General features: G+C 62.5%; 20 protein-coding genes. 11 read left to right on the top strand and 9 right to left on the bottom strand.

Translation table 11 applies throughout. The features are described 5' to 3' along the window. Positions 1–44: 44 nt before the first annotated feature. The 3 genes from G9C82_RS07415 to G9C82_RS07405 are packed head-to-tail and all read left to right on the top strand — an operon-like array spanning position 45 to position 1143. Complete coding sequence (locus G9C82_RS07415) at positions 45–197, top strand: 50S ribosomal protein L39e (RefSeq protein WP_004518346.1); 153 nt, start codon at positions 45–47, stop codon at positions 195–197. Next, positions 197–475: a 50S ribosomal protein L31e gene (locus G9C82_RS07410; RefSeq protein ID WP_004964660.1), complete on the top strand. Its 279-nt coding sequence runs from the start codon at positions 197–199 to the stop codon at positions 473–475. The genes G9C82_RS07415 and G9C82_RS07410 overlap by 1 nt, the downstream gene beginning before the upstream one ends. 2 nt (positions 476–477) lie before the next feature. Then, positions 478–1143: a translation initiation factor IF-6 gene (locus G9C82_RS07405; protein ID WP_004964657.1), complete on the top strand. Its 666-nt coding sequence runs from the start codon at positions 478–480 to the stop codon at positions 1141–1143. 20 nt (positions 1144–1163) lie between these two features. On the opposite strand, the gene G9C82_RS07400 is transcribed toward G9C82_RS07405, so the two are convergent. Beyond that, the gene (locus G9C82_RS07400) at positions 1164–1328 is read right to left on the bottom strand and encodes a hypothetical protein (protein ID WP_164734743.1); all 165 of its coding nucleotides are present in this window, start codon (positions 1326–1328) and stop codon (positions 1164–1166) included. A gap of 96 nt (positions 1329–1424) precedes the next feature. Between G9C82_RS07400 and G9C82_RS07395 the strand changes: the two genes are divergently transcribed. From G9C82_RS07395 to G9C82_RS07375, 5 genes are all read left to right on the top strand, one after another. Next, positions 1425–1562, top strand: coding sequence for a hypothetical protein (locus G9C82_RS07395; protein WP_004964651.1), 138 nt, complete (start codon positions 1425–1427; stop codon positions 1560–1562). 149 nt (positions 1563–1711) lie between these two features. Next, positions 1712–1885 carry a 50S ribosomal protein L18Ae gene (rpl18a, locus tag G9C82_RS07390; RefSeq protein ID WP_004964648.1) on the top strand — a complete coding sequence of 58 codons (174 nt, stop codon included), beginning with the start codon at positions 1712–1714 and terminating at the stop codon, positions 1883–1885. Beyond that, the gene (gene pfdA / locus G9C82_RS07385) at positions 1885–2346 is read left to right on the top strand and encodes a prefoldin subunit alpha (RefSeq protein ID WP_004964646.1); all 462 of its coding nucleotides are present in this window, start codon (positions 1885–1887) and stop codon (positions 2344–2346) included. Before rpl18a ends, pfdA begins: the two co-directional genes overlap by 1 nt. Before the next feature lie 7 nt (positions 2347–2353). Beyond that, positions 2354–3643 (top strand): signal recognition particle-docking protein FtsY, encoded by a 1290-nt coding sequence (gene ftsY, locus G9C82_RS07380; RefSeq protein WP_127013741.1) that lies wholly within the window; start codon positions 2354–2356, stop codon positions 3641–3643. Positions 3644–4523: 880 nt separating this feature from the next. Then, on the top strand, positions 4524–5063 hold the full coding sequence (locus G9C82_RS07375) for a cell wall anchor protein (protein ID WP_127013740.1): 540 nt from the start codon (positions 4524–4526) through the stop codon (positions 5061–5063). A gap of 51 nt (positions 5064–5114) precedes the next feature. Here G9C82_RS07375 and G9C82_RS07370 read toward each other — a convergent pair whose 3' ends face one another. From G9C82_RS07370 to G9C82_RS07360, 3 genes are read right to left on the bottom strand one after another with little or no spacing between them, the layout of a single operon-like run. Further along, a complete protein-coding gene (locus G9C82_RS07370; RefSeq protein ID WP_127013739.1) occupies positions 5115–5765 on the bottom strand; it encodes a bifunctional 4-hydroxy-2-oxoglutarate aldolase/2-dehydro-3-deoxy-phosphogluconate aldolase in 651 nt (216 codons plus the stop codon). 55 nt (positions 5766–5820) lie between these two features. Then, a complete protein-coding gene (locus G9C82_RS07365) occupies positions 5821–6195 on the bottom strand; it encodes a cupin domain-containing protein (protein ID WP_007189240.1) in 375 nt (124 codons plus the stop codon). Between the two features lie 48 nt (positions 6196–6243). Next, a complete protein-coding gene (locus tag G9C82_RS07360; protein WP_007189239.1) occupies positions 6244–7152 on the bottom strand; it encodes an AEC family transporter in 909 nt (302 codons plus the stop codon). A gap of 178 nt (positions 7153–7330) precedes the next feature. Between G9C82_RS07360 and G9C82_RS07355 the strand changes: the two genes are divergently transcribed. From G9C82_RS07355 to G9C82_RS07345, 3 genes are all read left to right on the top strand, one after another. After that, complete coding sequence (locus G9C82_RS07355; RefSeq protein ID WP_121301980.1) at positions 7331–7843, top strand: hypothetical protein; 513 nt, start codon at positions 7331–7333, stop codon at positions 7841–7843. Positions 7844–7951: 108 nt separating this feature from the next. After that, complete coding sequence (locus G9C82_RS07350) at positions 7952–9361, top strand: signal recognition particle protein Srp54 (protein ID WP_004964625.1); 1410 nt, start codon at positions 7952–7954, stop codon at positions 9359–9361. Positions 9362–9470: 109 nt separating this feature from the next. Continuing rightward, the gene (locus tag G9C82_RS07345; RefSeq protein ID WP_004964622.1) at positions 9471–9869 is read left to right on the top strand and encodes a universal stress protein; all 399 of its coding nucleotides are present in this window, start codon (positions 9471–9473) and stop codon (positions 9867–9869) included. An 8-nt stretch (positions 9870–9877) separates the two neighbouring features. Here the strand turns inward: G9C82_RS07345 and G9C82_RS07340 are convergent, their stop codons facing one another. From G9C82_RS07340 to G9C82_RS07320, 5 genes are read right to left on the bottom strand one after another with little or no spacing between them, the layout of a single operon-like run. Then, complete coding sequence (locus G9C82_RS07340; protein WP_127013738.1) at positions 9878–10561, bottom strand: co-chaperone YbbN; 684 nt, start codon at positions 10559–10561, stop codon at positions 9878–9880. Next, positions 10562–11305 carry an ABC transporter ATP-binding protein gene (locus tag G9C82_RS07335; protein WP_127013737.1) on the bottom strand — a complete coding sequence of 248 codons (744 nt, stop codon included), beginning with the start codon at positions 11303–11305 and terminating at the stop codon, positions 10562–10564. It lies immediately after the preceding gene. Continuing rightward, the gene (locus tag G9C82_RS07330; protein WP_004964614.1) at positions 11302–12060 is read right to left on the bottom strand and encodes an ABC transporter ATP-binding protein; all 759 of its coding nucleotides are present in this window, start codon (positions 12058–12060) and stop codon (positions 11302–11304) included. Before G9C82_RS07330 ends, G9C82_RS07335 begins: the two co-directional genes overlap by 4 nt. After that, positions 12057–13148: a branched-chain amino acid ABC transporter permease gene (locus G9C82_RS07325; protein WP_127013736.1), complete on the bottom strand. Its 1092-nt coding sequence runs from the start codon at positions 13146–13148 to the stop codon at positions 12057–12059. Before G9C82_RS07325 ends, G9C82_RS07330 begins: the two co-directional genes overlap by 4 nt. Continuing rightward, complete coding sequence (locus tag G9C82_RS07320) at positions 13145–14083, bottom strand: branched-chain amino acid ABC transporter permease (protein ID WP_007189237.1); 939 nt, start codon at positions 14081–14083, stop codon at positions 13145–13147. The genes G9C82_RS07325 and G9C82_RS07320 overlap by 4 nt, the downstream gene beginning before the upstream one ends. Positions 14084–14145 lie beyond the last annotated feature (62 nt).

Raw genomic sequence — 14145 nt, 5'->3', positions numbered from 1 at the left:
AAAAGGAAGGAATTTAAACCACGGCACGGAACAAGCACCATACCATGGGTAAGAAATCGAAGGCTACGAAGAAGCGACTGGCCAAACTCGACAACCAGAACAGTCGAGTCCCGGCCTGGGTCATGCTCAAGACGGACCGCGAGGTCCAGCGCAACCACAAACGACGCCACTGGCGGCGCAACGACACTGACGAATAATGAGCGCCAGTGACTTCGAGGAGCGTGTCGTCACCATCCCGCTCCGAGACGCGCGAGCTGAACCGAACCACAAGCGCGCAGACAAGGCGATGATCCTCATCCGCGAGCACCTCGCCAAACACTTCTCTGTCGACGAGGACGCCGTCCGCCTCGACCCCTCGATCAACGAGGCGGCCTGGGCCCGCGGTCGCGCCAACACGCCGAGCAAGATCCGTGTTCGCGCCGCCCGCTTCGAGGAAGAGGGCGAAGCCATCGTCGAAGCAGAGACCGCAGAGTAACGTTGCTCCGCGCGGCTTTCTCCGGGTCGTCGTACGTGGGTGTGTTCGCCCGTGCGACCGACGACTGCGTGCTGGTTCGCCCAGACTTAGACGAATCGCTACTCGACGACCTGAGCGACGAACTCGACGTTCCGGCTGTGCCGACCACTGTCGGCCGGTCCGGGACCGTCGGCGCGCTCGCGACCGGCAACGAGAACGGGCTCGTCGTCTCCGAACGCGTCCGCGAGACCGAAATCGAGCGGATTCAGGACGTCGTCGACGTGCCTGTGACACGACTGCCCGGCCGGATCAACGCCGCCGGCAACGTCGTCTGCTGTAACGACTACGGCGCGTACGTCCACCCCGACCTCTCCAGGGACGCCGTGCAGGCAGTCAAAGACGGGCTTGACGTCCCGGTCGAACGCGGCGTCATCGCCGGTGTCACGACCGTCGGGACCGCCGCTGTCGCCACCAACAAGGGCGTTCTCTGCCACCCGAAGGCCACGGACGGCGAACTTGACGCGCTTGAGGACATCCTCGACGTGCCGGCCGACATCGGGACCATCAACTACGGTGGCCCGCTCGTCGGTTCCGGGCTGCTCGCCAACGACCACGGCTACGTCTGCGGTTCGGACACCTCCGGACCGGAACTGGGCCGTATCGACCAGGCGCTCGGCTACATCGACTGACGCGACTTCTATTTTACCGCTCAGGACGGATGCTGGTGGCTGAGTTTTTCTGCCACCATGCCCGGAACAGGGACGCCGCAGTCACCACACGTCCATGACCGGTCGGTCCCGCCCCGCTCCAGCGTCAGGTCCTGCTTGAACCGCAGCGTCGCACCGCACTCACACTGGTAGGTCGTTTCGCTCATATCTCGACATACGTGGTGTCCCGGCAAATTCGCCGGGGTCAGTGACCATGACAGGTCGTGTCAAAGAGTAATATAGTATGCTCACGAACACTACATATGGTCCAGCGAACACCACCCGCGGAAGACCAGAACAGCCTCATCTGCCGGAAGTGTGACTACTCGACAGGTGTACTCCGCCCGTCCTGTCCGGAGTGTGGCGGCGATATGGTGTATGCGCCAGAACCCAGCGAATAGGTTCTGAAACATCTGGTTCTGGATAGTCCGGCCCCTGTCGGTCTGGGCCGGACAGCGGTGAGTATGCCTCGGATATGTCGCGGACAGTTGCGTTACTCGAAAAAGGCGGAAGGGGAAGATACTTCCCTACCCTGCCCGCATCTGCGTGTATGAGCACGTACACTGTTCGCGGTAGTTTCCCGGCCCGAGACGGCCCACAACAGTTCGAGAAGGAGGTTGAGGCGCCAAACGAAAACGTCGCTGAAGAGCGCGTTTACAGCGACTTCGGCTCCCAGCACAACCTCAAGCGCACGCAGATCACGATCGAGGAGGTGGCAGCATGATGGGCGGTGGCGGCGGTGGCGGCGGTGGCGGTCAGATGCAGCAGGTCGCACAGGAGATCGAGCAGATGGAGCAGGAAGTCGAGGCTATCGACGAGGAAATCGAGCGCCTCCGCGAGAAGCAGACTGACATCGACGAGGCCATCGAGGCCATCGAGACGCTCGACTCAGGGTCCACGGTGCAGGTCCCGCTCGGCGGCGACGCCTACATCCGCGCAACGATCGAGGACATCGACGAGGTCGTCGTCTCCCTCGGTGGCGGCTACTCCGCAGAGCGCGAGCAGGACGGCGCTGTCAGCACGCTGGAAACCAAGAAGGAGACGCTGGACGACCACATCAGCGACCTGCAGGAAGAGAAGGCCGAAGTCGAGACCGAGATGGAGGAACTCGAACAGCAGGCCCAGCAGATGCAACAGCAGCAGATGCAGCAGATGATGCAACAGCAAGAGCAGGAAGACGAGTAAGGCCGCCATGTTCGACGGACTGAAGGACAAACTCAGCGGGTTCACGAGTGACGTCGAGGAAGACGTCGACGACGACGCACTCGAAGCGGAGGACGAACCGGACGCCGACGAGGCGGATGGGGAAGTGCCCCCCGACCAGGCGACTGAATCCGATCCCGTGGCGGACGCGCAGGCGTCCGAAGGCGACACGGCGGAACCAACAGCCGAAACCGACCAGCCACAGGCTGATTCTGAACCGCCAGCCGCAGATTCCGAGGCGACAGCTGAGTCAGCCACAGCGTCGGCCACGGCAGTCGAAGACGCGGATGCGGTCCCCGACGAAGAGTCACACCCGGATGACGCCGTGGAGACCGAAGAGGACGCGGCGACCGAAGCCGAGTCGGAGTCTGACGAAGACGACGATGACGGCGGCCGCGGCCTCGCCGCGAAGGCGAAGCTTATGGCGACCGGGAAGACGGTCATCGAGGAGGAAGACCTGCAGAGCCACCTCGACGACCTCGAACTGGCGCTGCTGTCGAGCGACGTGGAGATGAGCGTCGCCAACGAGATTCTCGACGGCGTCAAGGAGAACCTCACGGGCCAGACCCGCCGACGGCTCTCCAGCACGGGGAACCTCGTCCGGGACGCGCTCCGGGAGTCGCTGTACGATGTCATCAACGTCGGCCAGTTCGACTTCGACGAACGTGTCCAGCAGGCAGACAAGCCTGTCACCATCGTGTTCACCGGCGTCAACGGCGTCGGGAAGACGACCTCGATTGCGAAACTCGCCCAGTACTTCGAGGACCGTGGACTCTCGACGGTGCTCGCCAACGGCGACACCTACCGCGCTGGCGCAAACGAGCAACTGGAGAAACATGCCGAGAACCTCGATAAGAAGATCATCACTCACGAGCAGGGGTCGGACCCGACGGCGGTCGTCTACGACGCCGTCGAGTACGCCAAGGCCAACGACATCGACGTGGTGCTGGGTGATACGGCCGGCCGACTCCACACTTCCGACGACCTGATGGCCCAACTGGAGAAGATCGACCGCAACATCGACCCGGACATGACGCTGTTCGTGGACGAGGCGGTCGCAGGTCAGGACGCCGTCAACCGGGCGCGCGAGTTCAACGATGCGGCCGAAATCGATGGGGCGATTCTGACGAAAGCCGACGCTGATCCGCAGGGTGGCGCGGCTATCTCTGTCGCGCACGTCACCGGGAAGCCGATCCTCTTCCTGGGAACCGGGCAGGACTACGACGACCTCGACCCGTTCGATCCCGAGGAAATCGTCGACAGTCTCATCGGCGAGTAGGCCTCAGACTTCGCGGTTATTGTTGCTGCAATATCTGGGCTATGAGCAGCTATTGTCGACCCTGATTGTGGAGAACTCGGAGCGGCCGCGCGCTCTCGCCGGGAATGCACTGCGTACGATGCAGCAAATATCACCACATCAACGGAGGTGTGGTCGTTTTCGCCGACAGGAGCGCGTTGAAGTCGACCGCTGCTCATCATTGACTCACGCAGTATTGGAGCGTGACACTATGCATACAATCGAACGACGCGACGGGTCTGGCGATGTCGTGAATGGGGAAGACAGCGATGCCTGACGGACGCAACTGTCGGCAAGTCGCGCCGGCTGATGTCGCACCTGAACTCATTGAGCCGTTCCCGGGTGACTGTCGTCCCCCTGTTGACGAGCCACGGCTCGTAACTGACGGGGGTGAGCCGATGCCCGGTGTGCCAGGCGACGGTGACGACACCTGCGGCTGCGGGAGGTCCCGCAGGTATGGGGACTGCTGCAGGTACTGACCCGTTATGTTCACGGGTTATCGTGTCGCTAAACGGCGACCAACCGGGTTTTGACCGCGGAACGGGTGTCTCACTCACAGTGTAGGGCAGGGTAGCACGACCTGAGGACGCAGATACTATGCACTCGATAATCGCTCGGAAACAGTGTGCATAATTATACCCCGAGTATCGAACCACACCGTAGCACGTCGAAGATCGGGTGATCGAAGCGTATAACGGCCCGTGAACCGGTCGAAATACCGGAGTCGGGCTAATCAGGGTCTGAAACAGATTGTTTTGCCAACCGGCACACCTTCGGGTGTGGCTAATTCGTTCTGTCGCTGCTCCGTCAGACGCTTAGCAGGTCATTCATAAACTGCCCGGGTTCTCTCCGGGCAAACGCTATGGGACGACCCACATCTCGACGGAATGTTATCAAAATCGCAGGCGGCGCACTTGTGGCGCTTGCTGGCTGTAGTGACACTGGCGGTAGTACGGAGTCCGACGGCGGCGGTGCCGAAGCGCCGGGTACATCTACGGCAGCAGGGCCTGACGCGATGACGGAAGCCGGTACAGCGTCCGAGACAGACACTGCGGACCAGACCGAGGAAGAAACCGGACTGGATACCGAGACGGAACTCGGCGAGAACGAAACCGCTGCTCTCGGAAACGAGACCGAGATGTCGGATACTGAAACAGATCTGCCCGGCAATGAGACCGGAGTACCGGGGAACGAAACTGAAATGCCTGGCAACGGGACCGAGGCTCCAGGCAACCAAACAGGCGTGCCCGGTAACGAAACGGAAATACCAGAGAACGAAACTGGGACGGCCGGAAACGAGACTGCGGTTCCGGGCAACGAAACTGACCTGCCCGGCAATGAGACTGGAACGGCTGGGAACGAGACAGGCAACGAGACGACCGAGAACGACACCGGAACGTAAGCCGCTGCCGCCGTGCCGGGCCTCGTTCTGCTCGGCCGGGTGAGATTGTTGCTACTCTCGGGCGGCCTCTACGGCGTCGACGAACGCCGCGGCCTGTTCGCGGACGCCGTCCATGTCGTCGTTTTCGATGGCCTCGTAATTGACCAGCGCCGAGCCTGCGCCAACGGCGACCGCGCCGGCATCGAAGAACTCGTCGACGTTATCGGTCGAGACACCACCGGTCGGCATAATCGGCACGTCACCGAGTGGGCCCTGCAGCGCGCCGATGTGGGCCGGGCCGACCGTTTTCGCTGGGAACATCTTCAGGATATCCGCGCCCGCTTCCATCGCGTCGGCGGCCTCCGTCGGCGTCATGACGCCCGGGATAGCGAGGACGCCCTCGCGGTTGCACACGTCGATGACGTCCTCGTTGAGGTTTGGCGCGAGGACGAACTCCGCGCCGGCTTCGATGACGTTGCGGGCGGCGGCGGCGTCCATGACCGTGCCGGCTCCGATGATGGCGTCGGTGTCGTCGAGTGCCTTGTCGACGGCGGCGATCATGTCCGAGCAGCGCTTCGCATCCGCCGTCAGCTCCAGTGCTGTGACGCCGCCCTCGTGGACGGCTGTCGCCACGTCGACCATCTTTTCCTCGGGAATCCCGCGCAGGACTGCCGTGGCACCACTGTCGACCAGTTCCTGTTGTACCGCCTGTTTGCTCGTCATGGGCGCAACTGTGACGGGGTGGCTGAAAAGCGTGTCTGAACCGCCGGACCGCTCGTTACGCGTCAGGGTCGTACGGGCGCGCGATGTCGGTCGGCGGTGCGCCGACGCCAAGCACAGTAACTGATTCGTCGGCATCGGCGGGGTTGTGCGCGCGGTGCGGGCTGTCCGGTTCGGCGACGAACACCTCGTCGGCCGAGACGACATACTCCCCGTCGGGCGTTTCGACGTGAAGCGTGCCCTTGAGCACGTAGAACAGTTCCTCGCGCGTCTCGTGGTAGTGGTAGGTCCGCGAGAGGTCTTCGCCGGGTGCCATCTCGTAGGTAGCTGCGTGGAGTGCGTGGAGTTCGGCGGCGTCGGAGATGCCGCGCCGGTCACAGGGGTAGTCCGCAGTTTCCGACAGCGACTCGGGGTCGATCTGGTGATAGCCCATATCGTCGGTGGGGGCGTCGGCGGGCAAAAGCGTGACCACGCTGGGGCATCAGGTGAACAGCCAGACGAGGAGCGAAAGCGTTCCGATGGAGACCACTGTTGATGTGAAGACATTCAGCGAAGCGAACGCCGCGTCGCCGCCGAGTTCCGTCGTATAGACGTACGTCGACACTGCCGTTGGGGTGCCGAGCATCACGACCGCTGCGCCCAGCGCCGTCGTGTCCATCGACAGCGAGGAGTACACCAGCCACGCCAGCGCCGGCATCCACAGCACCTTCAGCCCGACGACGCTGACGGTCTTCTGCAGGTCCGACACTGGGAGGTCCGTGTCGAGCGTCGCACCGATACACAGCAGGGCGACTGGCAGCGCCAGTTCGGCCGGCGGGCCGAGCGCACTGATGAGTGACTCCGGAACGGATAGCGACAGGACCGAGGCTGTGATGCCCGCCGCCAGCGCGATGAGTACCGGGTTCGTCACGAGTTTCCTGCACTCGCTCAGCAGCGAGGCGTCGCTCCCGTTGATGCGGACCAGCAGGAATACCGTCACCGGGACGTGGGTCACCGCACCGATCCCGAGGATGACGCTGGCGACAGCCGTCGCTTCGCTGCCCATCGTTGCCGCCACGAGTGGCAGACCGAGAAACCCCATGTTGCTGTGATACGACTGGACGACGGAGACGCTGCGGCGGTCGGCGGACTCCAGCCGACGGTGGACGAGCCAGCCCAGTGTTATTGTCAGCGCGATGATAACCCAGAACCCCCCCAGCAACGCCGGCGAAATGATTTCCTGTAATGGGCGGTCATACGTGGACCGGAATATGAGTGCCGGCAGCGCGACGGTAAAGACGAGTGTGGTGAGGATATCCGTCCGTCGCTCGGTCAACAGCCCGAAATGGCCGGCGGCGACGCCGCCCGAAAGAAACGCGATCATGAATCCGAGCTGTCCGAGAACGGCCATGTTGTTCCCCAACCGGTTCGTCTTTTTGACCCTTTCGTCACGGGCAGAAACAGTATCAGCGGAGAAGCTGGAGAGAGTTCACAGAGAATTGGAACTAATTCTGAAGGATTTTTGAAAAATCTTCTCAATATCCCTCTCCCTGGTGAACTGTGGAGGCGGAGACAGCCTCCAGAGCACCATGACTGGAAGCGAACAATCGACACGGCGACAGGTTCTCCGGACAACAGCAGCCCTCGGCGTCGCAGGTGTTGGGCTGTCTGTGACTGGAGCAACTGCAGCGAACCCAGGAAAGGGAGATGAGCGCGGTGCGGGGAAAGAGTTTGGTCGTGTCTATGCGAACGACGTACTCTGGCGGACAAACGTTGTGAACGTCCTTGACGAGCGTCCCAACCCGGAAGACAAAATCTACTTCCTGCATGATGGAAGCAGACCGATCGTGGCTAACGAGAAGGTGAGCGCCGACCAACGCTCACCGTTCGTCTCCGAGTCAGCACCCGGTGACCGGGACTGGAACGGTGGGCAATGGACGCACTTCTCGGCAGAGGTGACTGACATTGCGGCGTTCAATGACGACGCACCGCTGGCAACCGATAGCGATATCCTAGACAAAGACTACATCAGCGTCACTCTCGGCCGCCCTGGTTTCGGCCCACCCGACTTCTTTGTCTGCCCACTGAACGGTCGCGCATAGCGACATCCCTACAACCACTTTTCTGATTGCTGTCGGCTCACGGCTCCAGGGGAGTCGGGCGCATGACAACAAGCCTTTACCCGCACCGTCGCGTATCTCGCGCCAACAATGGTACTCGACGATCTTGGGAGTTCACTCCGGGGGACGCTTGACGACCTCCGGGGGAAATCCCGGCTCTCTGAAGAAGACATCGAGGACATCGTCAAGGAGATTCAGCGGTCGCTGTTACAGGCCGACGTGGATGTCGGGCTCGTACAGGACCTCTCCAACAGTATCGAAACACGCGCGCTGGATGAGGAACCGCCGGCGGGGACGACCCCGCGGGACTGGGTCCTGCGAATCGTCTACGAAGAACTGGTCGACCTCGTCGGCGAGTCGACCGAACTCCCGCTGGAAGAGCAGACGATTATGCTCGCCGGCCTGTACGGGTCGGGGAAGACGACGACGGCCGCGAAGATGGCGTGGTGGTTCTCGACGAAAGGGCTCCGGCCGGCCATTATCCAGACTGACACGGACCGGCCCGGCGCATACGACCAGTCCAAGGAGATGGCCGAGCGCGCTGAGGTGGACTTCTACGGCGACCCCGACGAGGACGACCCGGTGAAGATCGCCCGTGACGGGCTGGAAGCGACGGAGAACGCGGACGTTCGCATCGTGGACACGGCGGGCCGTGACGGCCTGAACGAGGAACTCATCGAACAGATCGAGCGCATCGAGCAGGAGGTCCAGCCCGACCGGGACCTGCTCGTACTGGACGCGGCGATGGGCCAGAGCGCCAAGAGCCAGGCCGCCGACTTCGAGGCGGCCATCGGCATCGACGGCGTTGTCATCACGAAACTCGATGGGACGGCGAAAGGTGGGGGCGCGCTCGCAGCGGTCAACGAGACCGACTCCACCATCGCTTTCCTCGGCTCCGGGGAGACGGTCAAGGACATCGAGCGGTTCGAGCCCTCCGGGTTCATCTCCCGACTGCTCGGGATGGGCGACCTCAAGCAGCTCACCGAGCGCGTCGAGCGCGCGATGGAGGAAACCCAGGAAGGCGACGAGGAGGACTGGGACCCCGAGGACATGCTGGAGGGGCAGTTCACCCTCAAGGACATGCGCAAGCAGATGCAGACGATGAACAACATGGGGCCGCTGGACCAGGTGATGGACATGATCCCCGGTCTGGGCGGCGGGCTGATGGACCAGCTCCCTGACGACGCGATGGATGTGACCCAGGAGCGGATGCAGGACTTCGATGTCATCATGGACTCGATGACGGAGGAGGAACTGGAGAACCCCCGCGTCGTCGGCCAGTCCCGGACCAAGCGCATCTGCCGTGGGTCCGGCAAGCCCGAGGAGCGGGTGCGTGAACTCCTCCAGCAACACAAGCAGATGGAGCAGATGCTCAAGCAGTTCCAGGGTATGGGCGACGGCGACATGGAGCGGATGATGAAACAGATGCAGCAGGGCGGTGGCGGCGGTGGCGGCATGGGCGGTATGGGTGGCGGCGGTATGGGGCCGTTCGGCGACTGACGCCGCTGTGTCGATCCGCGGAACGCGATGCGCGACGTTATTTTTGATGATCTATGTTCGAAATCCGGGCCAGAACTAAGGGTTGGCCCGTTCTACAGATGAAGCGAGCATGTACGAAATTGTCGCTGGGATAGACAAAAGTGAGGCTCGTGGGACCGCCATCGCTGAATCGATAACCGAGATTCCGATGGACGCCAGCCAGGTCCGTGTCACGCTGTTACACGACTTCGAGGAGAACCCTGAAGGCGCGTCCGTCGACCAGGTGGCCTCCGTGCGCCGGGCACGGGAAGTCCTCGAGGATGCTGGCGTCGAGGTGGCTCTGGAAGAGTCAAGCGGCGAACCGGCCGACGCGATCCTCCGGTTGGCCGACGAGCAGGACGTCGATATGATTGTCGTCGCCGGACGCAAGCGGACGCCGACAGGCAAGGTGCTGTTCGGCAGTGTCACACAGAGCGTGATTCTGGGCACGGACCGATCCGTGCTGGTCTGCAGCGGCGAAGAGGAGTAACGCCGCAGTCAGACGCCGTACACTTCTTCGACTCGCTCAGCGAGCGGCGACGGGTCTGTCCGGCCAGTGATCCGTTCGACAGGCTCGCCGTCCTCGAACAGCACGACAGCGGGGGCCGCGTTGACCCCGACCGACTGACAGAACTCCGGGGAGCGCTCGCCGGCGATGCCGCCGACCGGGACGCCGTCCGGGAACGCGGCCAAAACGTCGTCTAACTCCGCTTTCATTGCTTCGCAGGGATCACAGAACAGCTTCCACACAGTCACGACACACCGGTCGTGGGCGTCGACGAACGCCTCGTAGCTGTCGTCGTCGAGGTGTTTGACTCCCTCGGGGACCGGTGTTTCCGGCCCCAGTTCGGTCGCCATCTGTGCCATCGTCGTCAGTTCCACGGTGGTGTAGGAGTCGTCGACGTTCGACCGCAGGGTCAGGAACGTGGCAAACTCCTCGCGTGACACGTCGAGTTCGTCGACCCGCTGGGCCGCTTCAGCGGCCGAATCGAGGCCGAACACGTCGGCGACGGACTCGTGGAACTCCGCGTCGCCCATCGTCACGTAGGTGTCGTAGTACACCCCGCGGTCGGCCTCGAACGCTTCTGTCGTGCTGACCTCGTCTGTTTCCTCGTCGATGACGACGACACCTTCAGATTGCAGTGCGTCGAGTAGCGCTTCGGCGGATTGTGTGTCCGACATTTAGACACCTAGGTACTTATCGCGGGTCTCTTGGTCGTTTTGCAGTTCCTCAGCGGGCCCTTCGAAGACCACCTGCCCACGGTCAAGCACGTAACATCGGTCGGCGATTTTCATTGCTGCGACGGCGTTCTGTTCGACCAGCAGTATCGTCGTCCCGTCCTCGCTGATACGTTCGATGGCGTTTTCGACAGACTCGATGATCTGTGGTGCCAGCCCCTCGTATGGCTCGTCGAGCATCAACAGGTCGGTGCTCTGGTGGAGCGCGCGAGCGATGGCGAGCATCTGCTGTTCGCCTCCGGAGAGCGTGCCGGCCTTCTGGGAGCGCCGTTCGTCGAGTCTCGGGAAGTACTCGTAGATCTCCGCCGTCGACATCCCTTCGTCGCGGAAATCGAGCTTCCGCCGCCAGGTGTTGGATTTGTTGCGGACGGTGTCCGCGAGGTGGAGGTTCTCGGCGACGGTCAGGTCAGTGAACACGCGCCGTTCCTCCGGGACCAGCGAGATACCGCGGACGGCGATGTCCTCCGGCGGAGCGTTGGTGATGTCCGTTCCGTCGAACTGGATCGCACCGCTCCGAACGTCAGGCGGCGTCGCCCCGGAGATACACCGGAGCGTCGAGGTCTTTCCCGCGCCGTTACGGCCCAGCAGGGCCGTGATTTCGCCGTCGTCGACGCTCATCGACACATCCTGGATGATGTGGCTCTCGCCGTAGTAGCCGTTGATGTTGTCCACGTCGAGTAGCGTCATTCCTCGACACCTCCCAGATACGCTTCCTGTACCGCAGGGTCGTTCTGTACCTCCGTCGGCGTCCCCTCCGCGATGACCGACCCACGGTTGAGGACGACGATGCGGTCGGAGATGTCGAAGACGATCTCCATGTCGTGCTCGACCAGCAGGAACGTCAGATCGAGCTCATCCTTGACGCGTTTGATGAGGTCGACGGTCGATTTTGTCTCGTCGGGCGACATTCCCGCCGTTGGCTCGTCCATCAGCAGCATATCCGGCTCGGCGGCCAGCGCGATGCCGAGTTCGAGCCGGCGCTTGTTCCCGTAGTCGAGGCTGTCGGCTTGGTCCTCCCGCTCGTCGTACAGACCGACTGATTCGAGGACCTCGTTCGCCAGTTCATCGACCGCCGGGTAGCTGTTCTGATTCCGGAAGAAATTGAACCGGAACGAGCCGTGCTCGGCCGCCAGCGCCGCGATGGTTGCGTTCTCCTTGACGGTTAGTTCGGGGAAGATAGAGGCTGTCTGGAAGGACTTGCTCATCCCTCGCTGGACGACCTCGTGCGGGTCCATTCCGATGATGGAATCTCCCTGGAACGCGATCTCGCCGTAGCTCGGTTCGAGCCGTCTGGTGACGAGGTTGATGAACGTCGATTTCCCCGCGCCGTTGGGGCCGATGAGGCTCACGCCCTCGCCCTGTTCTATCTCCAGGTCCACCTCATCAACGGCCGTGAGGCCGCCGAACTGCTTGGTGAGTTGTTCCGTTTTGAGGACCGTCATTCGTCCTCACCTCCGACGACCATGTCACGAACGTAGTCGATACCGCCCCAGATCCCGTTGGGAAAGAGGACGACGGCGACGACGAACACAACGCCGAGTATGAGGTGCCAGAACGGGCCGAGCGTCTCGAACCCGCTGACGATGTTCTCGATGTACAGGTACAGCCCGGCACCGAACAGCGGCCCGAACAGCGAGCCGACACCGCCGAGCACAGTCATGATGACGATACGACCGGATTCGGTCCAGTACAGCGACTGCAGGGGCACGTAGTTCCCCTCGATGGTGAACAGGCTCCCGGCGATGCCAGCGAAGGCCGCCGAGATGATAAACGCCATTAGCTTGTACCGCCAGACGTCCAGCCCGACGAACTCTGCCCGCCGCTCGTTCTCGCGAATCGCGCGGAACACGGTCCCGTACGGCGAATGGAGGATGCGGTTCGCCATCGCGACCGACAGCACCGTCATGACGGCCACGAACACGTACAGCATGTTGTCGACCAGCATCGACAGCGGGAACGGCACCCCGCCGTGGATGTCGATGACGCCCAGCAGGCTGCCGATGTCCACGGAGGTGAAGCCGTTCTCACCGTTCGTCAGGAAGGCCAGCGGCGAGGCCGCCAGGTAGAACGACATCTGGCCGAACGTCAGCGTCAGGATGGCGAAGTAAATCCCACCGCGGCGCAGCGACAGGAAGCCGACGATCCACGCCAGCAACACGGCAAACGCCGTGCCGGCGAGCAACACCAGTAGCGGCGAGCTGCTGACGCTCGCGCTGAAGATGCCGGCGGCGTAGGCCGCGCCGCCGAAGAAGACGGCGTGACCGAACGACAGCAGACCGGTGTACCCCAGCAGGATGTCGAACCCGACGGCGAAGATACCGTAGATGAGCATCAGCGTCGCTAGCTGCGTGTAGCCGTTGAGGAAGTTGTTGAACAGGAACGGGAAGACGGCCACGCCCACGACGGTCAACAAGACCGTCGATATCTCTCGGTCGCGGAAGTCAGCCCATCGGTCCGCGAGGCCACCGGTGACCTCTGCATCCGTGTCGGCCGCCGCCGTGGCAGTCGCGTCGCGCGGTTCGTCGCTCATGAGACATCCACCTCCGAGCCCAGCAGCCCCTGCGGACGCACCAGCAGGACCAGTGCTGCGAGCGCGTAGATACCGACCTGGCTCCAGGCGGCGTAGCCGGTCTGGATTAAGAGTACCTGCAGCGTGCCCAGCATCAGCCCGGCGACCACGGCCCCCTCTATTTTCCCGACGCCGCCGATGACGACCGTCAGGAACGCCGGAACTAACTGTTCCGTCCCGATGTTGGGGTTGACGTTGGCCAGCGGGCCGCCGACGACGCCGGCCACGCCAGCGAGTGCGGCACCAATGCCGAAGACGACGAGGTACGGTCGGCTCAGTTTGATCCCAAGCAGGCGGACCATCTCGCCGTCGAGGGTCCCGGCTTGGACGATGAGGCCGAAGTCAGTGTACTCGACAAGTGCGTACACGCCAAGGACAAGGACCGCCGTAATCGCGATGACGCCGAGTCGCCAGCGCGGGAAGTTTCCCACCACGGGCAGCGCGATGGGACCGGATGCCCACGAGGGCTGTGGGAACGGCTGGCTGCTCCCGCCAAGCAGCGCCCGAAGCAGTTCCTGGACGATGATCGCGAGCCCGAATGTCACGAGAATCTGGTCAGTGTCGGGTCGGTCGTAAAACGCCTGTGCGATGAACCGCTCCATCAGTAGTCCGATAATGAACACGACAATCGGTACGATGACTAGTGCGGCGACGAATCCCAGTCCGATACCGTATGACTGGATTCCCCATTCCGCTAACTGACCGTTGTTCAGTGGAACCTGTCCAGTTATGAACAGCCCCAGATACGCGCCAACGAGGTACAGCGCCCCGTGGGCGAAGTTGACGAATTTCAGCGTCCCGAGGATAATCGACAGTCCAACCGCGAGCAGGACGTAAATCGCACCCTGTTGTAACCCATTCAGCAAGATGGTGAGGATATCCGCGAGTAGCGTCACGTCGGATTCCCCCCACTGCACTCTGCTCGTACTATCTGCGTATTCCTAATCATGCTAGTTTT

It is taken from the genome of Haloarcula sp. R1-2 (genome assembly GCF_011627385.1).
Classification (GTDB): domain Archaea; phylum Halobacteriota; class Halobacteria; order Halobacteriales; family Haloarculaceae; genus Haloarcula; species Haloarcula marismortui.
Note: the sequence above shows the minus strand (reverse complement) of the source record. Positions and strands in the feature narration are given on the sequence as shown.